This window comes from Acinetobacter sp. YH12140, assembly GCF_013418475.1.
GTDB classification, from domain to species: Bacteria; Pseudomonadota; Gammaproteobacteria; order Pseudomonadales; family Moraxellaceae; genus Acinetobacter; species Acinetobacter amyesii.
The window spans coordinates 222,067-243,317 of record NZ_VPBZ01000006.1; the positions used below are offsets into that span (position 1 = coordinate 222,067).

A 21,251-nucleotide genomic window follows, 5' to 3' on the forward strand; every position below is an offset into this window, starting at 1 on the left:
CAGCCAAGACGGCTGCCGAGTAAGTCCTTTACGTATTTGGCGAATTAAATCTCGTCAAAGAAGCCAGCACGTGGTTGACGTAAACCACGGATACCCAGACCACATTCAGCATTAATTAAAACACCAGTTAATGGGCGGTTGTTTTGACGAGAAGCCAATAACACGTATGAACCAGTCATATCTTCAGGTTCGGGTAAGAAATTGAGCGGCATGCCGCGTGCAATCTTCTCAGGATCACGTGCATCGAGCAGACCGAGGTTTTCTTGGCCTAAAGAAGCAGCACCTTTGATGTTTACATTCATACCCGACGGAGCAACAGCGTTCACTCGTACTTTAGGCGCAAGCTCATAGGCTAATTCTTTCATAATCCCAACGCCAGCATGCTTAGATGCTGTGTATACAGGGCCTCCGCCTGCCGAATACAGTGCTGAGTTAGACAAAGTAAATATGATAGAACCTTCCGAAGCTATCAATGCATCAAGTGCAGCTTTGGCACCTAAGATGAGAGATTTGGTGTTAATACCCATAATCTCATCAAAAGCTTTTTCCAGCTGTTCACCCGATGTATTGACGATATCTGCGTAATGATCCCAGATACCTGCGTTTCCGACGAAACAGTCAAGTTTGCCATAATGTTCTACAGTTGCTTGAACTGCACGAACATTATCCTCATAGCTGGCTACATCTCCTGCGATCGCAAGCACGCGGTCACCAAAATGTTCTTTCAATGCATCAACTTTCGATTGAGAACGTTGAAGAACAGCAACTTTTGCACCTTCTTCTAAGAAACGTTCAACCAATGCCCAGCCTAAGCCTGAACCACCACCGGTAATAAGTGCAACTTCGCCTTGTAGCCAACCCATGATTACTCTCCTGCCATCTCTACGTATAAAGCACCATCTTCAACAATCACAGGGAATGTCTTGATAGGATCTGTTGCTGGTAAGCATAATGCTTGACCAGTTTTCAAACAGAATCGAGCCGAATGAAGTGGACATTCAACAGTGCCATCATCTTCAAGGTAACCTTCAGACATTGAAGCATTACCATGTGAACAACGGTCGTTCATCGCGAAAAATTCGCCATTGTTGTTGAATACTGCAAGCGCATCGATACCGTTAACGCCGCAATCTACTTTCAATGCTTCGCCTTCGTCTAATTCGTCAACTTGGCAAACAAAAATCTTATTCATTAGAAGAACACGCTCAGGTTATGTGAGTTGTAAGTCACCTGATCAAGGGTAATCTTACGGTTGAAGATTTCGAAACCTTGCTCAGTGTCAACTTTGCGGATCTTGTCGTGACGCTTACCACAGTAGATTGTTACATCTTTCTCTTTCTGGGTACGGTACAACAAGTACGTTACGTAAACGTCGTATTCGCCTTCAACTTCTGTCGCTTCAACAATCACATTTGAAACCATGTGTGTTGTACGTGAAGGAGGTTCTTCAGCCCAAGCCATACCTGTCTCTAAACGAGCTACACGGCGTTCCAACAAATCTTTAGTATCGTTAAATACCCAAGTTGTTGGCGGCTCAATCGAACGACGACGGTCACGTGTTTGCGCGTTTGGTGTTGTGCGTAGCGTATAAGAAATATCTTCCGCTAATACAGCTAACCAATCACGGAACTTCCAATCGTCCAGCAATTTTGCTTCACGATAAAGAAACTGACTAATTTGGTGATGGAGTTCTAAACTACTTTGACTCATTTCATAAGCTCCTTCTCATATTCGTCAGCCGCAGCTTCAACGTCTTCCCATTTTTCATGAATCAGTAGGTCAGCCCAACGACGGTACATACCTCGTGCAGCTGTTTCTGAGAAAATGTAGTTGGTGATACCAGGGATACCATCTTCACGTACTTTCTCGTTACCTTTACCCATTTCCATAATTAATTTGTTTTGACGGGCTTTATAACCACGTAAAACTTTTTGAATTTCAATCCAGTTTTCAGAGTCATCTTGCTCTAGGAAACCAGCAGGACCGAAGGCACGTGTTGCAGAACGTTCAAATGCTGCTTGTACATCTTCTGGCGCGTCCGCATCACAGATACAGAATGCCCATACTTCAGTTTTGTTTGGACCACGTGGGTGCCATACACGAAGCGTTGCAGTACCGTTCAACCAAGATAGTGTTGGGAACATAGTGTTGTGACCAGCAAGACGCAGTGCACGAGTTTCACCTAGGCGTTCTTTCACTTCTTCATACGTTTCACGGAAGTAGTTTGCTACTTCACCATCCACCCATACGTTTGCGTCTGGTTTCTCAGTGAAGAAGAAGCCTGAACCGTGACCACGTGAACCGTATTGGATCGCGTCTTTGGCAGTTTCCCAAACTGGACGGGCAGTTTGTGCAGCACCTAATTTCTTAGAAGATTCATCATCTGGTTTAGCACCAAGCACCTGAATCGCAGATGCATGAGAGAACAACGCGTGGTATTGGTCAGAAGCGAACTGTTCAGCTGCAAATTTCCAGTTACAGTCGATTTCCCATTTGTGTACACCACCAACGATCACCGTACCACCTTCACGACGGTCTACAACGCCGTCCAGGTACCAAGCGATATCGCCCATGTATTCTTCTAGATCTGGAGTTGTTTCATCCCAGCAGCCGAATACTAAGCCTTTGTATGATTTAACGCGGTTAACTTCTACCAGACCCCATTGCTCTTTACATGCACCATGTGGGTAAGCACGATCTTCAAGCGGGATATCTTTTAGAGAACCGTCAATACCGTATGACCAGCCGTGGTATGGGCAAGTAAACGCACGTGTATTACCACAGTCCGCGAAGCTCACACGCATAGAGCGGTGACGACATTGGTTTAAGAATGCTTTGATTGAGCCATCTTTTTGACGTGCCACGATGATTGGATCTTCACCCATATAGGTATTGAAGAAATCGCCGGCTTTAGGAATTTGGCTCTCATGGCATAGGAATAACCATGTACGACCGAACACACGTTCTAGTTCAAGTTCGTAAATGTCTGGATCGGTATAGATAGATGGCGTGATACGTCCATTTTGTGCATCGACTAAAGCATCGATTTCGCGCACATCAATTTTTCCACTCATGAAAAGCTCTCCTGTGACCATAAGGCACAAAGTAATAGACTCAACTTTTCAACGATGATGGATTTTAGAGCGATATTCGGGAAATATTTATTTTGTTTTAATTAAGAGATTTTATGGATTATTACGGTAGATTTTTTTTATAGTATTTTTTTTAAATTACCGAGAACACCATTTATTTCGTGAATGGCAAAATAATCCTCACGCAATAGTTGTTTATAGATTATACTGAACGAACTTCTAAGTAAGACATTTTTTGGATTACTCCACGGGTTGATTATATGGAATTACGACACTTACGCTACTTCATTACTGTTGCTGAAGAACTCAATTTCAGTAAAGCTGCGTTAAAACTTTATACTGCTCAACCTTCTTTAAGCCAACAAATTAAAGATCTTGAAGAAGATGTCGGCGTAAAATTGTTGCACCGGACTAAACGCAAAGTTGAGCTCACAGAAGAAGGTGCCGTATTTCTAGAACAAGCACGTTTGACACTAGCTCAAGCAGACAAGGCCGTAGCGATGGCACGTCAGGTTTCACAAGCCAAACAACAGATGCTACGGATTGGTTTTGTGCCCGTCGCAGAGATGAAAATCTTCCCATACGTCTTGCCAAATCTGCGTGTTCAAAACCCAGAACTCAAAATTGAATTACTTAGTTTAAATAATCGCGATCAGATGAAATTGCTACAAAAAGGTGAACTAGATATCACTTTTACTCGCAATAACTTTCATAGCGACGAAATAGAAAGTCAGTTTGTACTACGTGAACCATTGATCTTTATTTTACCCAAAGATCACCCTTTAGCGAAGTACGAACGTATTCCAGTTAAAGCATTGAATGGTATTGATTTTATCATTCCTGCACGCGAACAATCAGGCACGTTGCATGAAGCCATTTTAGACTTTGCTTCTAACCATGGCGTTCAATTTAATATCGTGCAAAAAGCCGACAATATCCTGTTTAACATTAACTCCATCGGCATGGGTTTAGGCTGCACGATCCTACCGGGATACATCGCGCCATTGACCATGAACAATACTGTGATTCGTCCTTTAGATGTCGAATTACCGTATCTAGACCTGTACGTAAGTTACCGAAAAACGGCGAGTTCTGTGGCTGTAGATAAATTCCTTGAACTGCTAACCAAAGTTTTTTATCTCGATATCAATCGCGAACAGCGTTAATTTTCGCCAAGTCATAATTTATAGATATAGCACCATTATTTTTGAAATAAATAATGGTGCTTTTTTTATGGCTAAAAAGTCGCTTTTTTAATCGTTTAAATGTTTTAATCGACGCATTTTATCTATCATGCATATCGACTTGATGGAAAATAACTTATAAATATTAGTTTAGACATTGATAAAAATTGCTAAGAATAGCCGATTTACAACTTAAGTCTAATAAATAATTCCCCATCCCCAACCATTTAGATGAGCTTATTTTATGCCTTTTTACTGATTTAGACCGTACACTGTCGACCTTTTAATGATAATAATACTCATTTAAAGTATTTCTTTCAAAAGATTTATATAAAAAAAAGGATGGCAAAACCATCCTTTTTTTGAATTTCATGTCAGTGACAAGAAATTACACACCACGCGCTTTTAAATAATCTTTAATCACGGTGTTGAATTCTTCTGCTTTTTCAACTTGAGACCAGTGGCCACATTGGCTGAAAATATGCGCATCAGCATGAGGAACGGTATTCAAAATATCCCACGTACGAGATACAGGAATCACCACGTCTTGTACACCATGAATCAACAATACTGGCACAGTAATGTCTTTCATTTTTTCAAAATCTAATGGGAATTCGAAACGGTCACGGTCACGTGCGCCAACAACATCCATCAAACGATTTGATGCATAGTCATTTGCAGCAGATGCAAAACGTACTTTTACCAATTCGTCTGTGATCAAGTCTTTGTTTACAACAAACATAGACAAGGTTTTCTTGATGCCTTCTTCGGTTAATACAGGGTTTGCATGTGCTTTAAGTGCTGCAGTTTGTTTAGCACCGCCTGTACCCATAGAAACGATACCCAATACACGTTCTGGATAGTCCAAAGCCATTTGGAATGCTAACCAGCCACCGAGTGAGTTACCCACTAACCAAGTTTTTTCAATACCTAGTGCGTCTAACGTACGTACAGCGTGATCAACCCAAGCACGGATACCATAAGCAGTATTCGGTGCAACAACAGTTTGACCATAGCCAATCGTATCGATAGCGATACAACGTGCTTGTTCACCAATTTGAGGTAGGTTCAACCACCAGTTAGCAGCAGCAGATACACCTGTACCTGAACCGTGTAAAAATAGAATTGGTGTGCCTTCACCCACTTCGTGGTAATGCGTTAATTCGCCTTCAGCAGTTTCAATCCATTTATCTTCTAAACCAAAGAATGAATCAGTTGTATAGTCAGGAATCTGAACAGTGCTCATACATGCTCCTCGTATTGCGTAGAGCTTATGTTTCAATCCATAACGGATTTAAACACAAGGGGGACTCTTTTGGATTTTGTGGTTTTTACAGTCTCATATTACCTGTTCAGCCACTGCTAACTGATACATATTTACGATCATAAATAACAAATAGACTATAATTTAAGTTATTGTTTTTAAATACATAACTCAAAAATATATCCATAAAATCTTTGAGGTATTTCTTTTTTAAATAAACCAGCGAATAAAAAGGGAAGCAATGAATCCACTTCCCTTTTTTTTATCCTGAGAAATTAGAACTTATAGGTATAAGTTGTCGCGACACGGTACTCTTGCAAGTCAGATTTGTAATCGAAATCGGCATCGATATACATTGCCTGGAAGCCTAAGCCCTTCAACTTACCTTCAGGCACGGTGTAGTTCACGATTAAGTTAAGCTCATCAGATTTTTGATCTTTCAGGATGCCATTTGCAGTACCAATTTCTGCATCAGAACCTGTAAAGTAAACCGCTGTAGCATTTAGGCCTTTCGCACCAAGCTCTGCAAAGTCATAGCCATAAGTAAAGCCCCATGATTTTTCATCTGGATTGGTAAATGTCGCTACGCCCCAGTTTACAAGGTACGGCTGTGGCACCCAGCCGCCCAAAGTTGGAAAGGCATTGTCACCAAACATTTGTTGATAACCTAAACCAAACGTATGTGAGCCATAATTGACTTTCGCCCCCACCGACAACGCTTGGTTATCAATTTCACCATAGAGCTTGTCACCCGAATCCGAGTTATCAAAATAGCGGATATGACTGTCTAACTTGACTTTTTCACCCAGTTTAGTTTTGTAGTTCGCACCTATATAGTGCTGTTGGTAGATATCCTGTACATCGGCATACCAGTAGCTACCACCAATTTCAGGCGTAAATTGGTGATCAATCCCCGCAATATACATCCCGTCAGATGCTGGACCGTTGTCAAAATGACCTATTTTTCCATTCGGCAGCTTTTTACCTGGTGAAAATAAAGTTAAATCACGGAACTGGTTATCATAACGATTATTAATACCGTCAATATAAGCCACGGTCAACTTGGTATCTTTCAGGTCTTTCGACTCCAGCCATGCACCGCTGTAAGTAGTCAGCAACTGACGTGATGGATCAAATACTAGCACTGGAGATACCGGCAATAGCTCGCCCACTTTCAATTCAGTTTTTGACACTTTGGCTTTAAGGGTCACACCCACTTTACCAAAGTTATCTTTTGATTCTTTACCATCGTGCGGCAAAATAAAGTCTGCATTGGTATCACGGCCATTGAGTTTAAAGGCATGCTGTACCAGCAGGTCCGCACCCACTTGAATACCTGCACCAATATCTTGATACCCTGACTTGGCATCCAAAGTCACACCCTGTGACCATGAACCCCAGTTACCTGCCGGATTTTCTTTAATTTGACGGTCTAAGTAGAAGTTTTTAAATTTCAATTGTACTTGGCTGTCGTCAACAAAGTCCGCATAAGTTGCAGATGTTCCTAATGTTGCTGTCGCAGCAAGAATTGCTATCCATAAATTTTGACGACGCATGGCTTATTCCCAGTGATCAAATTAAGCTATGACATCATCATGCTCAACAATACCTTGGAAAAAAATCCGACTACAGTATTAAGGTTTATCAGGCTTTTGTACGACTTGAACTTTGGATGCGATATCTGGTTATTTTCCTTAGAGATTAAAACAATAACTCCCTTTTATCATTTAGAACGGCTGATTAAATTAACCCCATGTTTTATTAACATAAAATTTAAAGTTTTTTATTTTTTGCAATTACATCCCCTGTATTAATTGCTTTTAAGTTTAATCAAAGTTTTCTAATGAGATTTATCCTCATTTAATTTATAAAATTTAGCTATGACATGATATTTAATTTATATAATCATCAACAACTTAAAGTTAAATTTTACTACTATGGCTGCTCGAAATCAGCCATTGGTTCGTAAGATATTTCTTATTTCAATCCACTTTTCATGCCTCAAATCAATCTCAACGTAATCTCAAGCCCATCTCAAACCAACACAGCCACTTCAGACATAAAAAGAGCGCCCATTTCGGGCGCTTTTTGATTTAAAGCAAATTAAGCATTGGCTTCTTTTGCTTTAGACATGGTCAATGCCAAATCTTCGATCATATCTTCTTGACCACCAACAGTACCACGACGACCAAGCTCAAGAAGAATTTCACGCGCAGAAACGCCATATTTCGCTTCAGCACGTTTCGCGAATAACAAGAATGATGAGTAAACACCGGCATAACCTAAAGTTGCTGCATCACGGTCAGCACGGATCTGATGTGTCATCATTGGAATGATTAAATCTTCCGCAACATCTTGAACTTTAAACAAGTCCACACCTGTCTCCATTTGCATACGGTTGGCAACCGCAACAAACAATTCAAGTGGAGTATTACCTGCACCTGCACCTAAACCTGCAGAAGCTAAATCGACACGCGTTGCACCAGCTTGAACCGCTGAAACAGAGTTCGCAACACCCATACCTAAGTTATGGTGACCGTGGAAACCGATTTCGATCTCTGAAGCTAGGTTGGCACGTAAAATACCCACGCGGTCAGTCACGTCTTGAGGCAACATATAACCAGCAGAGTCAGTCACATAAATACAGTTTGCACCGTATGACACCATTTTGCTGGCTTCTTCCAAAAGTTTTTCAGGAGTTGCCATGTGCGCCATCATCAAGAAGCCCACAGTGTCCATGCCAAGTTTACGTGCAGCAGTAATGTGCTGTTCAGAAACGTCAGCTTCAGTTGAGTGCGTTGCAACACGAATGGTTGCTACACCAACATCATGTGCCATTTTCAAATGGTCAACCGTACCAATACCAGGAAGTAAAAGTGCAGATACTTTCGCCTGTTTCAGGTTTGGAATCACCGCTTTTAGGTATTCTTCATCGGTTGCTGCTGCAAAACCGTAGTTCACAGAGTTACCGCCTAAGCCGTCACCATGCGTAACTTCGATTAAAGGTACACCTGCATCATCCAAAGCAGTTGCAATGGCAACCATTTGTTCAGGTGTAGTTTGATGGCGCATAGGATGCATACCATCACGTAAAGTCATATCATTAATAATAATCTTAGACATTTTGGTATTCCTTAAGCTTCAGCAGTGTTTAATACGCGTTCTGCAAACATTTCTGCAGTACGTGCAGCTGCCGCAGTCATAATGTCGAGGTTACCTGCATATTTAGGAAGATAATCACCTAAACCTTCAACTTCTAAGAAGATTGAAACACGGTTACCGTCAAATACAGGACCATTTACAAGTTTGTAACCTGGTACATATTTTTGAACTTCAAGAATCATCGCATGTACAGATTCAGTGATTGCTGCTTGATCTGGTTCACCTTCAACAAGACAGTGAACAGTATCACGCATCATCAGTGGTGGCTCAGCAGGGTTAATGATGATGATCGCTTTACCTTGTTTCGCACCGCCCACTTTTTCAATAGCGCCAGCAGTCGTACGAGTAAATTCATCAATGTTTTTACGTGTACCTGGACCCACAGATTTTGTTGAAACTGTTGCAATGATTTCGCCGTATTCAACAGGCTGAACTCGTGAAATCGCAGCAACCATAGGAATCGTTGCCTGACCACCACATGTCACCATGTTGACGTTCGGAACTTCACCTGCGTCCAATAACGCTTCTAAGTTTACTGGTGGTACGCAGAATGGACCGATTGCAGCAGGTGTTAAGTCAATCATTAACACGCCAAGTTCATTTAATTTTCGGCTGTTTTCAGCATGAACATAGGCAGAAGTTGCATCAAATGCGATTTTAATGTCGTCTTCAATTACGTGTGGAAGTAAACCATCTACGCCTTCAGCAGTGGTTTTTAAACCCATTTTAGCAGCGCGAGCCAAACCTTCAGACGTCGGGTCAATACCAACCATCCATACTGGTTCTAAAAATTCGCTGCGTTGAAGTTTGTAAAGCAAGTCAGTACCAATGTTCCCTGGACCGATCAATGCACATTTAATCTTTTTCATGAATGTGTACTCTTAAAAATTCCGTAAAACCCAAGCTTATTTCGCTGCAAATGCTGCAGTCACAGAACCAAATCCTTCAATTTCAACTTTGAATTCATCACCAGGATTTGCCACAACCATTGGGCCTAAGGCACCGGTCAATACGATGTCACCTGCAAGCAATGGACGACCACGACGAACCATTTCGTCAGCCAACCATACAGCTGCATTTAATGGGTTAGAAAGACACGCTTTACCCACACCTTGTGAAACCACTTCTTCACCACGAGTCATGACCATTTTGCAATTTACAAGGTCAAGATCTGCAAGTTTTACAGGCTTAGAACCCAGCACAAAACCTGCTGAAGATGCGTTATCTGCCACAGTATCAATCAACGAGATTTTCCAGTTTTCAATACGGCTATCGACCACTTCAATTGCAGGCAGTGCATATTCTGTTGCACTCATAATGTCTGCATAGGTGTGTTTTTCTTTGGTCAAGTCTTGGTTAATCACCAAAGCAATTTCTGCTTCAACTTTTGGCTGAATCAATAAACCAGCAGGGATTTCTTCACCATCGCCATACGCCATGTCAGCAAACAACATACCGAAGTCAGGTTGATCAACGCCTAACTGCGCTTGTACAACTTTTGAAGTTAAGCCAATTTTACGACCTACAAGGCGACGACCTTCTGCCACCGCACGTTTGGTATTCACTTCTTGAACGGCATAAGCAATATCTACATCAGCACTTTCACCACCAAGTTGTGGACGGATCGGTGCAATCGCAGCCTGATTTACTTCCGCATCGCGTAATGCTTGCGCAACTGATTCAACAACAGCAGAATTCGACATCAATGTTTCCTTAAACTGCAAAAATTGGATGCACAACGTGTTTCATCCCGATCACCATCAAAATCAAAGTGATGAAAGTCATGTCAGGATTCGCCTAAAGCATTTCACTTGACATACTACACGTTATGTTTAGATGCATTTAGCATCGAGATTTTAGAAAGTGAATACCAATACTTATTTTATTTATGACTATAGCTATTAGCTATAAATTAATCATTATTTATTATTAATATTCAAAAACTTAAGTCAAAATAATTAAATAAAATTCACTATTTTTTTCGCCCTTAAATCTGAATCTCTACTAAAAAACTTGGCTTATACGACTAAAAGATAAGATTAAAAGATTATTTTAGCGTCAGGCCAACTTTTACGCATAGGTGTTCAATTTCATCTGATTTAGTTTAATAAATTGAAAATTTAAAAATAAATCAATAAATAACAATAAGATAAAACCAAAAATTCCAACAAAAAATCTATTCCAGCTTGTGGTAAAAGGCCAAATAGTTGCGCTCAACTTTTTAAGGTAAATTTGCTAGAAGACTGCTTGTTATTGTAGAAAAATCTAGTGTTATTACTTTTTTAAATAATTGAATTTACTCATTTCATCAAGTAGAGCTTGCGTTACTATTCATTTGGTAACAAAAAAGGTGAAAACAAATTTCACCCTTTTTACTCGTTTGTATCTAAAACTATACAGCTAGACGTAATTTCACGTGTTCTAGTAGAAATTCAGTCAAATCACCTACGCTATGTGCAATATGTAAGGGTTGAAAACACTGGAGTGTTTCTACAGTATGCACTCCATAGCTCACGCCTACACGTGGCATCTGAATATTGAGGGCCATTTCTAAATCATACGACGTATCACCAACCATAATGGCTTGATCGGCACGTAGTCCTGTTTCCGCCAAAATTTCTGCCAACATCAACGGATCTGGCTTAGATTTGGTTTCACTGGCTGCTCGGGTCGCACAAAATAGCTCATGACTTTGCGTTTGAGCCAAAACACGGTCTAGACCTTTACGACTTTTTCCTGTTGCAACAGCCAATTGTAGACCGACATCGCGTAATTCCTGCAACATATCTGCGACACCATCAAACCACATATCCCCTTTGGAATGGGCCACATAGTGATCGGCATAACTTTGCAAAATGTCGCTGTGCAATTCAGGAACCGTCGGAAATAACCGCTGTGCGACTTCCGGCAGACCTAAACCAATAATACTTTTCGCATCAGCATCGGTCAGCGGCTGTGAATATTGATCTGCTGCAAATTTTAAACTCGCTACAATTTGACCCACAGAATCAAATAAAGTGCCATCCCAATCGAAAATGACTAGTTTTACAGCTGAGTTCATACGTTTTCCTAGATTTGATTCAGTGTTTGGTAATTCAGATTCTGGAGTGCATCAATTTATTTACCTCACCCCGACCCTCTCCTTAAAGGAGAGGGCGAAAGAAAACTTACGAAGCAGTCCTGCTCAGGGGGAGAAGTCTAATATTTAAAACTTACTCGTCATCTTCCGAAGACTTCACCACTTTGTCAGCTTTTTGCGCGCGTAGCTGCGCCACAAGGCTTTGCATATCTTCTGGCAATGGCGCTTCAATGGTTTGGTAACCCGGAATTTCTAAACGCATAGCATGCAGACATAAACGACGTGGCTTTGGACCACGGTATTCAGTTTCATGACCATATTTTTCATCGCCCACCAATGGATGACCAATACTTAAACCATGTACACGGATCTGATGGGTACGGCCCGAAAGTGGAGACGCATACACCAATGTGGCATGCATAAAACGTTCTTTCACGTTCCACAGCGTCTTCGACTCTTTACCTTCTTTAGGCGACACACGTACACGACGCTCGCCATTCGCCAGTTCGTAACGATGCAAAGGCTGATCAATCAGCTGCTTATCCAAACTCACCACGCCTTTCACCACAGCAGCATAAGTTTTTTGGATTTTGTGCTCACGTAACATGTCTTGCAGGCTTTTTAACACACTACGTTTTTTCGAAATCATCACCAAACCAGAAGTGTCGCGGTCAATTCGGTGAATCAGCTCTAGGTATTTCTTCCCTGTTGCGGCACGTAAGCCTTCGATCAAGCCATACGCCACACCACTACCGCCGTGAACAGCAATACCAGAAGGTTTGTTTACCACCATTAAGCCTTCATCTTCGTACACCACACGGCTCAGTAAACTTTGTGCCACTTTGTCCGATACGGGAACCGCAGACTCATCTTTTTGCTCATAACGAATTGGAGCAACTCGAACTTGGTCACCAATATTGAGTTTGGTTTCCGCTTTGACGCGTTTTTTATTGACGCGGACTTGGCTTTCACGAATCAGACGATAAATGCGACTTTTAGGCACACCTTTCAGACGACTAAACAGGAAATTATCAATACGTTGACCCGCCTGATGCTCGTCCACTTCAAACCAGGTGACGCTTTGCCATTCTTGCGTAGAATTCATACAGTTACTGTGACCTAAAAAAATACTAAAATTGATTAAAAAATGATCATTTAAGCTATACTTTTCGCAAGAAACATAAGCTTAGCCCATAGGCAGATGATGCAAGGTTTGATATAGTCAGCGCACGGAAACCACCGTAACTGAGTAAAAGTTGATTCATTTCAGTATTTACTGTCATTGAACTTTCAAGCAATTACTCATTTAGCTCGGAAAGGTCCCAAAAGAATTATGCCGACGCCGAAGGCTTATTATATCGGCAAAACTGCAAACTGTTGCGTTTAATTGTGCCGTAGGTACATAAAACAGTTTGCCCCAAAAAAATATGTGCCAACTAAGGTTGGTTTTTAAACGTAAACTGATACACATCAGACCAGTCGCTCCCTGGAAATCGTGTTCAGGCCACAACGTTTGATGTATTGGATCTGCACAGTTTGTAAAGGTACGATGATAATTCCGTATCAAGACGCTCTATCAGATATGAATGGATGCTCTTCGAGCAATGTGACAGTGAAAGTTACTCACATCCAATGCACCGTTTGTCCGCCAGTGAAACGCGTTCAGGTGACTTTAATCGTTTAAAAGATTGAAGCCGTATTGCCATCATCAATACGTGAATCAAAAACCGTTGCCCACCCAAAGAAGGTCGGTACACATGCACAGATGATGTTTTTCGATCTGTGCAACTTGATCCATGCTATCTGATGCTCGCTACGAGTCAGGCGATGTTCTTCTGTGTATCACTATTAGGTGTTACACCCATGAAACGTATGTTGATTAATGCAACACATGCCGAAGAAATTCGCGTTGCACTTGTCACTGGTCAGCGTCTTTACGATTTTGACTTAGAGAATCGTACCCGTGAACAAAAAAAATCGAATATCTATAAAGGTCATGTGACTCGCGTAGAGCCGTCTTTAGAAGCTGTATTTGTTGAATACGGTGCAGGTCGTCAAGGCTTCTTGTCGATGCGCGAAATTGCTAACTCTTATTACAAAGCAGATCCTCGCCAAACTTCAAACATCCGCGAATTGATCACTGAAGGCACTGAGCTTTTAGTTCAAGTGGAAAAAGAAGAACGTGGTAATAAAGGTGCTGCCCTTTCTACATTTATCTCACTTGCTGGCCGTTATTTGGTCTTAATGCCAAACAACCCGAAAGGTGGCGGTATTAGCCGTCAAATTTCAGGTTCAGTTCGTGAAGAATTGAAAGAAATGTTGGCGTCTTTAAATGTCCCTCGTGGCATGAGCGTGATTGTACGTACTGCAGGGATCGGCCGCTCTCAAGAAGAACTCCAACTTGACCTGCAACACTTGCTTGACCTTTGGGCACAAATCCAAAGCACATCAAGTTCAGGTCCATCACCAATGTTGGTTCACCAAGAAGCCGGTGTGGTTACACGTGCAATTCGTGACTATTTACGTGATGATGTTGCTGAAATTCTGATTGACTCTGAGCAAGCGTATAATGAAGCGTATAACTTTGTTAAAGCGGTGATGCCACGTCAAATCGACAAATTAAAAACCTATACTTTAAATGAACCGTTATTCGCTCATTTTGGTATTGAAAGTCAAATCCAAACTGCCTATGAACGTGAAGTAAAACTTCCTTCTGGTGGTTCAATTGTGATTGACCAAACTGAAGCATTGGTTTCAATTGATATTAACTCTGCAAAATCAACACGTGGTAGCGATGTAGAAGATACGGCGCTCAATACCAACCTTGAAGCTGCTGAAGAAATCGCTCGCCAATTACGTTTACGTGATATCGGTGGTTTGGTTGTGATCGACTTCATCGACATGACCAAAGACCGTAACCAACGTATGGTTGAAGCTAAACTTCGTGAAGCAACACAAAGTGACCGTGCACGTATCCAATTCGGTCAACTGTCACGCTTTGGTTTGATGGAAATGAGCCGTCAACGCTTACGTCCATCGCTTGAAGAAGCCACTGGTTATGTGTGCCCACGCTGTCATGGCACAGGTATGGTACGTGACCTACGTTCTTTATCACTTTCAATTATGCGTAAAGTGGAAGAAATTGCGCTACGCGAACGTCATGGTGAAGTTCAAGTTGAAGTGCCTGTTGAAATTGCTGCATTCTTATTGAATGAAAAGCGTCACAGCCTTGTATATCTTGAACAAACTTCAAATGTTCGTGTGACTGTACTTCCACACCCTCACCTAGAAACACCACATTACGAAATTTCGTATAACCCTGAAGGTTTTGCACCTACAAGCTATGAACGCACTGAAGCGACACGTTCTAGCGAAAAAGAATTAGGTTACGAAGCATCTGAGTGGCATTTAGGTGAAGAACAGGCCGCTGCTGCTCAGCAACAAGCACCTGTACAACAACAAGAAAAAGGCCACAAAAAGAATAAGCAACAACCCGTTGCTGCTCAACAAGCACCTGCACAAGTTGCCGCTCCTGCAGCATCATCTAGTCCATGTGCATGGTTAGAAAACTTATTTGTTCAAAAACAAGCTGCAACCGTTGACCAGTCGCGTACTGCAAACAATGCCGCTGCTGCAATTGAACAAATGGTAAATAGCGGTGCTGCAAGCCGTGGCCAGTTTGGTCAAATTACCCCTGCATCGGCAGCGCCTGTTGTTGTCGTAGACAATAATGCTTACCTTGCGCCTTCTTCTGTTGTGCACAAACAAGAACGTGACAGCCATTCAGAAAAAGCTGACCGTGAAGAAAAACGTCACAACAAAAAGCGTACTAAGCATAAAGAACCACGTGAACAAGAAGCTCAATCGCATCAAGTTCATGAAGAAGTGTTACAACCTTCACGTCAAGACCGTCAAGAACAGCGTAATAACGAAGCACGTCAAAACGAACGCCAAGAGCAACGTTCTGAACGTCAAGAACCGCGCCAAGACAACCGTCAAGACCAACGTGAAAACCGCCGTAACTCACGCCGTCAACACAACAACGAACAAGTACAGCAAGATGTTCAAAATAATGAGCAACCGCAGTCTGTTCCACGTCGTGACCGCAACAACCAACAACGTCCAAATCGCCCAAATCGCCACCGCGATCAAAGCGTATTGAACGAGCAAGCGATTGCTCAGGAAGTTGCAACTGAGCAACAACCTGAAAACCGCAATCAACGACAACCTAAAGTTGAAGTTGTTAATGCACCACGTCAAGACGTGATGCCAACAGCACTTGTAGTAAATGTTGATCAAGCTCAAAGCGAAATCGTAGCGCTAAATACTGCCCCAGCAGTTGAAAAACCTGTAGAAACCCCAGTAGTCCAAAAAGCCGCTGTCGTTGAAGCAGAAAAAGTGGAAAAACCTGCGACTGAAACAAAAGAAGTAGGATATAAACCACAGCATGCGCAGCAAAAACCGTCTCGTGCAAGCAATGACCCACGTCAACGCCGCCGCGAACAACGTGCAGCTCGCGCTCAACAAGCACAGGCTCCGAAAATTTCGCCATCTCAAGTGCCGACACTAGGTCAATACACTGTAAGCAGCTTGATTAAGCATGTATACGGTGAAGACTGCTCAGTACTGATTGAGCAATTTGGCTTAATTCCAACATTCAACCGTGCATTGCAAAAATTCACGGAAGAATATGCCGCGACTTTGACTGCACCTGCAGCTGAAGCAGCTGTAGAGAAAAAGCCTGTCACTCGTGATGTTCAAGTTACAAAAGCTGCACCTGAAGCTGAACCAGCGCCAATGTTGGATTTGACACCACCAAAGCCTGTGTCAGATAAACGTGTTGCTAATGACCCACGTGAGCGTCGTCGCCTTGCTAAACTTGCCGCTGAACAAGCGAAACAAGACCAAGCAAAAGCACATGCTGAGGTGGAAGCTACGCCTGTCGCAGACACTGCTATTGAGGCGCCTGTAGTTGCAGAAGCTAAAGCTGCTACAGTTGAAGCCAATGTATCCGACGTTGCAGGTCAAACTGAAACACCTGAACCCGTTCAAGCTGAAGTACTGACACCCGTTCAAGCTGAACTGGATGTGAGTGCGCAACCTGAAAAGACGGAAGAAGTGTCTGAAGCTCCTACTAAACCAGTAGAAGAAAAAGCTCAAGCCGTTGAAGCGGAAAAGAAAGTTGAGGTTCCTGTAGACGAAAACTCGGCCGCTGAAGGTGAAAAACCTGCACGCCCTCGTCGTCCTCGCGGTCGTCCACCGAAAAAAGCAAACACCGCAACTGAGCAGTAATTTGCTATTTTGCAGGTGAATAAAAAAATCCAGTCATTTCGGTGACTGGTTTTTTTTTGATACTTTTGTCAAATTAGGTTGATTGCACTAGATCGAAACGATTAAAAGACAATTGTAGAATTTGCTGCAAATTTCATTGCAAAGAAATAGACCGTATCGGATTACGAAAAATAAATAGGATTCACATGAGCCAAACTACACAACACGACCTTATTGGGATTGCTGATGTTGCAGCAAAAATTCCCGCGTTCATTAGCAAAGTACCCAACCTGTTGAGTGGTCTAAAGCAAGCCTATTTACGTACCCCAAATACTTCCGCAGGCTTGGGAATTGCATTTGAAAAAGCCGTAAAGCGTAATCCTAAAGGTTATGCGCTTTATTTTGAAGAGCAAAAATATACCTATAACGAACTCAATGAATGGGCCAATCAAATTGGTCACTATTACCTTGCACTGGGCGCAAAAAAAGGTGATGTGATTGCGGTGATGATCGAAAACCGATCTGAACTCGTGGCAACCATCGTTGCTTTAGCCAAAATTGGCGTCACCAGTGCTTTGGTCAACACATCACAAGTCGGCAAAGTCCTGACACACAGCATCAACTTAGTGAACCCAATTGCGGTAATTGTGGGCGAAGAATGCCGTCAAGCTGTAGAAGAAATTCGTGGTGATCTCAGTGTAGCTGCAGATCGTTTACATTGGTTCGCAGATCAAGCCACTCGTGTAGATGCTGGTCAAGCACCTAAAGGCTTCTTAAATCTTGCAGAAGCGATTGATGAATTTCCAAAGTTCAACACGCCCACCACTGCAAGTGTAAAAGGCAAAGACGGCCTATTTTATATCTACACCTCTGGGACAACAGGCTTACCTAAAGCGGTGATTTTCACCAACAGCCGTTGGACTTTGGCTTATGGAACTTATGGGCACGTTCTCAATCTGAATAAAGATGATGTGATGTATGTGACCTTGCCGCTCTATCACGCTACAGGCACTGTAGTTTGTTGGTGTGGGGTGATTGCTGGTAGCGCCACCCTTGCCCTGCGTCGCAAGTTTTCAACTTCATCGTTTTGGAAAGATGTACAAAAATTTGATGCATCAGCCATTGGCTATGTGGGCGAGCTTTGCCGTTATTTGATGGATGCTCCACATTCAGACCTTGAAAAAGGCCATCGTGTGAAAAAAATGATTGGTAACGGCATGCGACCAAACATTTGGGATAAGTTTAAAGAACGCTTTGGGGTCGAAGAAGTCCTTGAACTCTATGCTTCAAGTGAAGGCAACGTCGGCTTTAGTAATGTATTTAACTTTGACAACACTGTTGGTTTTTCACCAACGCCTTATGCGATTATTCAGTTTGATAAAGAAAAAAATGAAGCTGTACATGATGCTAAAGGTCGCTGCATTAAAGTTAAAAAAGGCGAAGTTGGCTTACTCATCGGTAAAATTACCCGTCGCTCACCTTTTGATGGCTATACCGACACGGAAAAAAACAAATCCGTCATTATGAAAGATGTATTCAAGCATGGTGATTCATACTTCAACACTGGTGACTTGGTTCGTGACATTGGCTTCCGTCATGCACAATTTGTCGACCGTCTAGGCGATACTTTCCGCTGGAAAGGTGAAAACGTTTCAACCACTGAAGTTGAAAACATGGTGAGTGAGTACGATAAAATTGCTGAAGCTGTGGTTTATGGCGTAGAAATTCCAGATACCAATGGCCGTGCAGGTATGGCTGCCATCACGCTCACCGATGGTGCCGAACTCAACGAACAAGATTGTAGTGAAATGGTTCTACAATTTAAAAAATGCTTACCAGCGTATGCTGTACCGGTATTTTTACGTGTACAGAAAAAAGTCGAAACCACAGGCACATTTAAATACCAAAAAAACAAGCTGAAAGAACAAGCTTTTGATCCTAAGCAAACTGATGAACGTTTATTGGTATTGCTGCCAAATGCAACTGCTTACTGTGATTTAACTCCTGAAATTTATGCCAATATTCAGGCATATAAATACCGTTTTTAAGCAAATAGCGCTCATTTTAGCGACAGATATCCGCTAAAATGAGCTACTTTGTTGTATTTATAATCAAACACAAGCAAGTTTATGATTTTTTACTTGCGCTTGAAGCAGATCTTGCTACAATACGCACCATCAAGCGAAATGGGTCGTTAGCTCAGTTGGTAGAGCAGTAGACTTTTAATCTATTGGTCCCGCGTTCGAGTCGCGGACGACCCACCATTTCCTTCGATACCACAAGATGGGTCGTTAGCTCAGTTGGTAGAGCAGTAGACTTTTAATCTATTGGTCCCGCGTTCGAGTCGCGGACGACCCACCATCTTTCTAAAATGCCAGTTTTAGATTACAATCTTGTGCATACCCCCTAAGGGTCGTTAGCTCAGTTGGTAGAGCAGTAGACTTTTAATCTATTGGTCCCGCGTTCGAGTCGCGGACGACCCACCATTCTTTCTTAGGGCTTCTTTCTTCCGGCAGTTGAAGAAAAAGAAACCTGCAGGTTCCGACCAAGACAAACCATCACCATTACTGGTTTTGATTCGCCATTCTCGAAATTTTGCTATAGCGATGTTGCGAAGTATCATTCTTGTCTTGCTAGATGAAGTATTTGACCTGAAAAATTTTAGATAACAAATATTCCCTAGTATTCAAAACTACGTGCTTCGTTTATCTTGCTAAAATTTTAAAATGCTCTTTTAAAATTTTCTCAGGGTTGTTAGCTCAGTTGGTAGAGCAGTAGACTCTTAATCTATTGGTCGTGGGTTCGAACCCCACACAACCCACCAATTCTATGTCGTATTAATAATTCAATTTTTTATAAGCTAGTTGCATTCGATTAGCCAAGATTTGCGAATTTCACGCCGACGCTCAAACGCAATTTATAATTTTATTTACTTCATTCGCAGTATTTAATTTGGGTCTTTCACCAAGGTATAGGCATGTTGCGGCTGAGGATAACCCTTGGAAAATAATTCCTGATTTCGATCAACTTCACCTTGACGTATTTTGTCTAAATCCATGGTGATTTTATTTTCATTAATCACGTGATAATAAAAATTCACGCCTTCTTTTCGATGAACCACCAGCTCGGTATGTGCTTCATTGACACTCCACGTATCCTTACGATATTTCACATTAATGCCTGACGTATTGGTTTTTTCAGCAAACACTTTTCCAATTTGAATAATACTGCGGTGTACCGTGCCATCTGGCAATAAGTTAAGAATGAACTCTGCATCGCCTTCTGGGCATGGAATAAAACTGTCATCGCATTTTACTTTGGCATGAAAACGTCCAATAAAAATTTTGGCATGCTCAGGAACAGGAGCTGACTTTATGTCCTCGTCATTCGGCAATGTCGCCTGCCCTGCCACTTGGGTTAATTTTTTTCCATGATCTTGCTTCGCTTGAACTTCCGATGCGACAGTTGATGCTGAACTTTCACCCTTTTCCGCTGCGGGTTGATGCGTTGGACTACAACCAATAAAAGAGAGGCTGAACACTCCTGCAAACACTGAAAGATATGCAAATTTCATCAAAAAAGGTGAAGCCGATGTTTTCATATAATGTGCCAAGACCAATCATTCATTGGTTTTTTCAGTTCTTGCTGACTTAATATTGTAATCAAATAATCAACGCTGTATACATATATTTGCGATATATGTTAATCATATCTCATTGTTATCGTTGATATTTAATTAACACTCAAGCTATTTTAAAGGCAAACTAATCAAACCAATTCTTCAAATTACATAACTTTACTTAATTTTTTTTCTGCACCCTTTAAATCGCAAAGCTTGTCACCATTTCTATAATATGAATTTGGAAATATTCAAATTTATTCTTTTTTGAAGGAGACCTGAATGGCCAATGTTGGTTTATATCGCTCAAACCGCTCTAACATGATTGCTGGTGTGATGGGGGGTATTGCTGAACGTTTTGGTTGGAACGCAAATTTACTGCGTATTATTTTTATCTTTGTATCATGCTTAAGCGCAGCCTTTCCCGGTATTTTGGTGTACTTGGTTTTATGGTTAGTCATGCCTAAAGCACAAGATAACTTTTTCCGTACCAATGGCTATTCAGACCCGATTCGTACTGTGAATGATGACAGACGTTAAAATCCTTTGACCCAGTTTGGTCGCTACGGTTTCTCCCCCA

16 protein-coding genes and 4 tRNA genes are annotated in these 21,251 nt (G+C 41.8%); 8 read left to right on the forward strand and 12 right to left on the reverse strand.

The features are described 5' to 3' along the window. Positions 1 to 44 precede the first annotated feature (44 nt). Genes hcaB through hcaE form a run of 4 tightly spaced genes read right to left on the reverse strand, consistent with a single transcriptional unit; the run spans position 45 to position 3,074 of the window. Positions 45 to 863, reverse strand: a complete 819-nt coding sequence (hcaB, locus tag FTU75_RS10345) for a 3-phenylpropionate-dihydrodiol/cinnamic acid-dihydrodiol dehydrogenase (RefSeq protein ID WP_067763930.1) — start codon at positions 861 to 863, stop codon at positions 45 to 47. Between the two features lie 2 nt (positions 864 to 865). Then, complete coding sequence (gene hcaC / locus FTU75_RS10350; protein ID WP_067763933.1) at positions 866 to 1,192, reverse strand: 3-phenylpropionate/cinnamic acid dioxygenase ferredoxin subunit; 327 nt, start codon at positions 1,190 to 1,192, stop codon at positions 866 to 868. Continuing rightward, positions 1,192 to 1,710, reverse strand: a complete 519-nt coding sequence (gene hcaF / locus FTU75_RS10355; RefSeq protein WP_180115908.1) for a 3-phenylpropionate/cinnamic acid dioxygenase subunit beta — start codon at positions 1,708 to 1,710, stop codon at positions 1,192 to 1,194. Before hcaF ends, hcaC begins: the two co-directional genes overlap by 1 nt. Further along, positions 1,707 to 3,074 carry a 3-phenylpropionate/cinnamic acid dioxygenase subunit alpha gene (gene hcaE, locus FTU75_RS10360; protein WP_078192774.1) on the reverse strand — a complete coding sequence of 456 codons (1,368 nt, stop codon included), beginning with the start codon at positions 3,072 to 3,074 and terminating at the stop codon, positions 1,707 to 1,709. The genes hcaF and hcaE overlap by 4 nt, the downstream gene beginning before the upstream one ends. A 278-nt stretch (positions 3,075 to 3,352) precedes the next feature. On the opposite strand from hcaE, the gene hcaR reads away from it, so the two are divergent. Continuing rightward, positions 3,353 to 4,258, forward strand: coding sequence for a DNA-binding transcriptional regulator HcaR (hcaR, locus tag FTU75_RS10365; RefSeq protein ID WP_078192775.1), 906 nt, complete (start codon positions 3,353 to 3,355; stop codon positions 4,256 to 4,258). A 406-nt stretch (positions 4,259 to 4,664) separates the two neighbouring features. On the opposite strand, the gene FTU75_RS10370 is transcribed toward hcaR, so the two are convergent. The 7 genes from FTU75_RS10370 to FTU75_RS10400 all read right to left on the reverse strand — a co-directional run bounded on the left by FTU75_RS10370 (position 4,665) and on the right by FTU75_RS10400 (position 12,886). After that, positions 4,665 to 5,522 (reverse strand): alpha/beta fold hydrolase, encoded by an 858-nt coding sequence (locus FTU75_RS10370; protein ID WP_078192776.1) that lies wholly within the window; start codon positions 5,520 to 5,522, stop codon positions 4,665 to 4,667. A gap of 293 nt (positions 5,523 to 5,815) precedes the next feature. Further along, on the reverse strand, positions 5,816 to 7,096 hold the full coding sequence (locus FTU75_RS10375; protein ID WP_180115909.1) for an OprD family outer membrane porin: 1,281 nt from the start codon (positions 7,094 to 7,096) through the stop codon (positions 5,816 to 5,818). A gap of 547 nt (positions 7,097 to 7,643) precedes the next feature. Beyond that, the gene (gene dmpG, locus FTU75_RS10380; RefSeq protein WP_111884105.1) at positions 7,644 to 8,663 is read right to left on the reverse strand and encodes a 4-hydroxy-2-oxovalerate aldolase; all 1,020 of its coding nucleotides are present in this window, start codon (positions 8,661 to 8,663) and stop codon (positions 7,644 to 7,646) included. An 11-nt stretch (positions 8,664 to 8,674) separates the two neighbouring features. Then, complete coding sequence (locus tag FTU75_RS10385) at positions 8,675 to 9,571, reverse strand: acetaldehyde dehydrogenase (acetylating) (protein ID WP_180024489.1); 897 nt, start codon at positions 9,569 to 9,571, stop codon at positions 8,675 to 8,677. A 36-nt stretch (positions 9,572 to 9,607) separates the two neighbouring features. Beyond that, a complete protein-coding gene (gene mhpD / locus FTU75_RS10390) occupies positions 9,608 to 10,405 on the reverse strand; it encodes a 2-keto-4-pentenoate hydratase (RefSeq protein WP_180059401.1) in 798 nt (265 codons plus the stop codon). 689 nt (positions 10,406 to 11,094) lie between these two features. Then, positions 11,095 to 11,763: an HAD-IA family hydrolase gene (locus FTU75_RS10395; protein ID WP_180115910.1), complete on the reverse strand. Its 669-nt coding sequence runs from the start codon at positions 11,761 to 11,763 to the stop codon at positions 11,095 to 11,097. Between the two features lie 151 nt (positions 11,764 to 11,914). After that, a complete protein-coding gene (locus tag FTU75_RS10400) occupies positions 11,915 to 12,886 on the reverse strand; it encodes an RluA family pseudouridine synthase (RefSeq protein WP_078189751.1) in 972 nt (323 codons plus the stop codon). 758 nt (positions 12,887 to 13,644) lie between these two features. Between FTU75_RS10400 and FTU75_RS10405 the strand changes: the two genes are divergently transcribed. The 6 genes from FTU75_RS10405 to FTU75_RS10430 all read left to right on the forward strand — a co-directional run bounded on the left by FTU75_RS10405 (position 13,645) and on the right by FTU75_RS10430 (position 19,876). Continuing rightward, positions 13,645 to 17,073, forward strand: a complete 3,429-nt coding sequence (locus tag FTU75_RS10405) for an Rne/Rng family ribonuclease (RefSeq protein ID WP_180115911.1) — start codon at positions 13,645 to 13,647, stop codon at positions 17,071 to 17,073. A 185-nt stretch (positions 17,074 to 17,258) separates the two neighbouring features. Beyond that, positions 17,259 to 19,100, forward strand: a complete 1,842-nt coding sequence (locus tag FTU75_RS10410; RefSeq protein WP_078192782.1) for a long-chain-acyl-CoA synthetase — start codon at positions 17,259 to 17,261, stop codon at positions 19,098 to 19,100. A gap of 140 nt (positions 19,101 to 19,240) precedes the next feature. Further along, positions 19,241 to 19,316: transfer RNA gene (locus tag FTU75_RS10415), tRNA-Lys, on the forward strand. 21 nt (positions 19,317 to 19,337) lie between these two features. Then, positions 19,338 to 19,413: transfer RNA gene (locus FTU75_RS10420), tRNA-Lys, on the forward strand. A gap of 49 nt (positions 19,414 to 19,462) precedes the next feature. Then, positions 19,463 to 19,538: transfer RNA gene (locus FTU75_RS10425), tRNA-Lys, on the forward strand. Positions 19,539 to 19,800: 262 nt separating this feature from the next. Continuing rightward, positions 19,801 to 19,876: transfer RNA gene (locus FTU75_RS10430), tRNA-Lys, on the forward strand. A gap of 123 nt (positions 19,877 to 19,999) precedes the next feature. Here FTU75_RS10430 and FTU75_RS10435 read toward each other — a convergent pair. Then, positions 20,000 to 20,653 carry a hypothetical protein gene (locus tag FTU75_RS10435; protein WP_180115912.1) on the reverse strand — a complete coding sequence of 218 codons (654 nt, stop codon included), beginning with the start codon at positions 20,651 to 20,653 and terminating at the stop codon, positions 20,000 to 20,002. A 300-nt stretch (positions 20,654 to 20,953) separates the two neighbouring features. Between FTU75_RS10435 and FTU75_RS10440 the strand changes: the two genes are divergently transcribed. Continuing rightward, a complete protein-coding gene (locus tag FTU75_RS10440; RefSeq protein ID WP_078189754.1) occupies positions 20,954 to 21,211 on the forward strand; it encodes a PspC domain-containing protein in 258 nt (85 codons plus the stop codon). Positions 21,212 to 21,251: the final 40 nt, after the last annotated feature.

What these genes read in the sequence shown, in the direction of transcription:
- dmpG (WP_111884105.1), bottom strand. Translation starts at nt 8,663, where the DNA reads ATGTCTAAGATTATTATTAATGATATGACTTTACGTGATGGTATGCAT.
- FTU75_RS10370 (WP_078192776.1), bottom strand. Translation starts at nt 5,522, where the DNA reads ATGAGCACTGTTCAGATTCCTGACTATACAACTGATTCATTCTTTGGT.
- FTU75_RS10440 (WP_078189754.1), top strand. Translation starts at nt 20,954, where the DNA reads ATGGCCAATGTTGGTTTATATCGCTCAAACCGCTCTAACATGATTGCT.
- FTU75_RS10375 (WP_180115909.1), bottom strand. Translation starts at nt 7,096, where the DNA reads ATGCGTCGTCAAAATTTATGGATAGCAATTCTTGCTGCGACAGCAACA.
- hcaB (WP_067763930.1), bottom strand. Translation starts at nt 863, where the DNA reads ATGGGTTGGCTACAAGGCGAAGTTGCACTTATTACCGGTGGTGGTTCA.
- FTU75_RS10405 (WP_180115911.1), top strand. Translation starts at nt 13,645, where the DNA reads ATGAAACGTATGTTGATTAATGCAACACATGCCGAAGAAATTCGCGTT.
- FTU75_RS10400 (WP_078189751.1), bottom strand. Translation starts at nt 12,886, where the DNA reads ATGAATTCTACGCAAGAATGGCAAAGCGTCACCTGGTTTGAAGTGGAC.
- FTU75_RS10395 (WP_180115910.1), bottom strand. Translation starts at nt 11,763, where the DNA reads ATGAACTCAGCTGTAAAACTAGTCATTTTCGATTGGGATGGCACTTTA.
- FTU75_RS10385 (WP_180024489.1), bottom strand. Translation starts at nt 9,571, where the DNA reads ATGAAAAAGATTAAATGTGCATTGATCGGTCCAGGGAACATTGGTACT.
- FTU75_RS10435 (WP_180115912.1), bottom strand. Translation starts at nt 20,653, where the DNA reads ATGAAAACATCGGCTTCACCTTTTTTGATGAAATTTGCATATCTTTCA.
- mhpD (WP_180059401.1), bottom strand. Translation starts at nt 10,405, where the DNA reads ATGTCGAATTCTGCTGTTGTTGAATCAGTTGCGCAAGCATTACGCGAT.
- hcaR (WP_078192775.1), top strand. Translation starts at nt 3,353, where the DNA reads ATGGAATTACGACACTTACGCTACTTCATTACTGTTGCTGAAGAACTC.
- hcaE (WP_078192774.1), bottom strand. Translation starts at nt 3,074, where the DNA reads ATGAGTGGAAAAATTGATGTGCGCGAAATCGATGCTTTAGTCGATGCA.
- hcaC (WP_067763933.1), bottom strand. Translation starts at nt 1,192, where the DNA reads ATGAATAAGATTTTTGTTTGCCAAGTTGACGAATTAGACGAAGGCGAA.
- FTU75_RS10410 (WP_078192782.1), top strand. Translation starts at nt 17,259, where the DNA reads ATGAGCCAAACTACACAACACGACCTTATTGGGATTGCTGATGTTGCA.
- hcaF (WP_180115908.1), bottom strand. Translation starts at nt 1,710, where the DNA reads ATGAGTCAAAGTAGTTTAGAACTCCATCACCAAATTAGTCAGTTTCTT.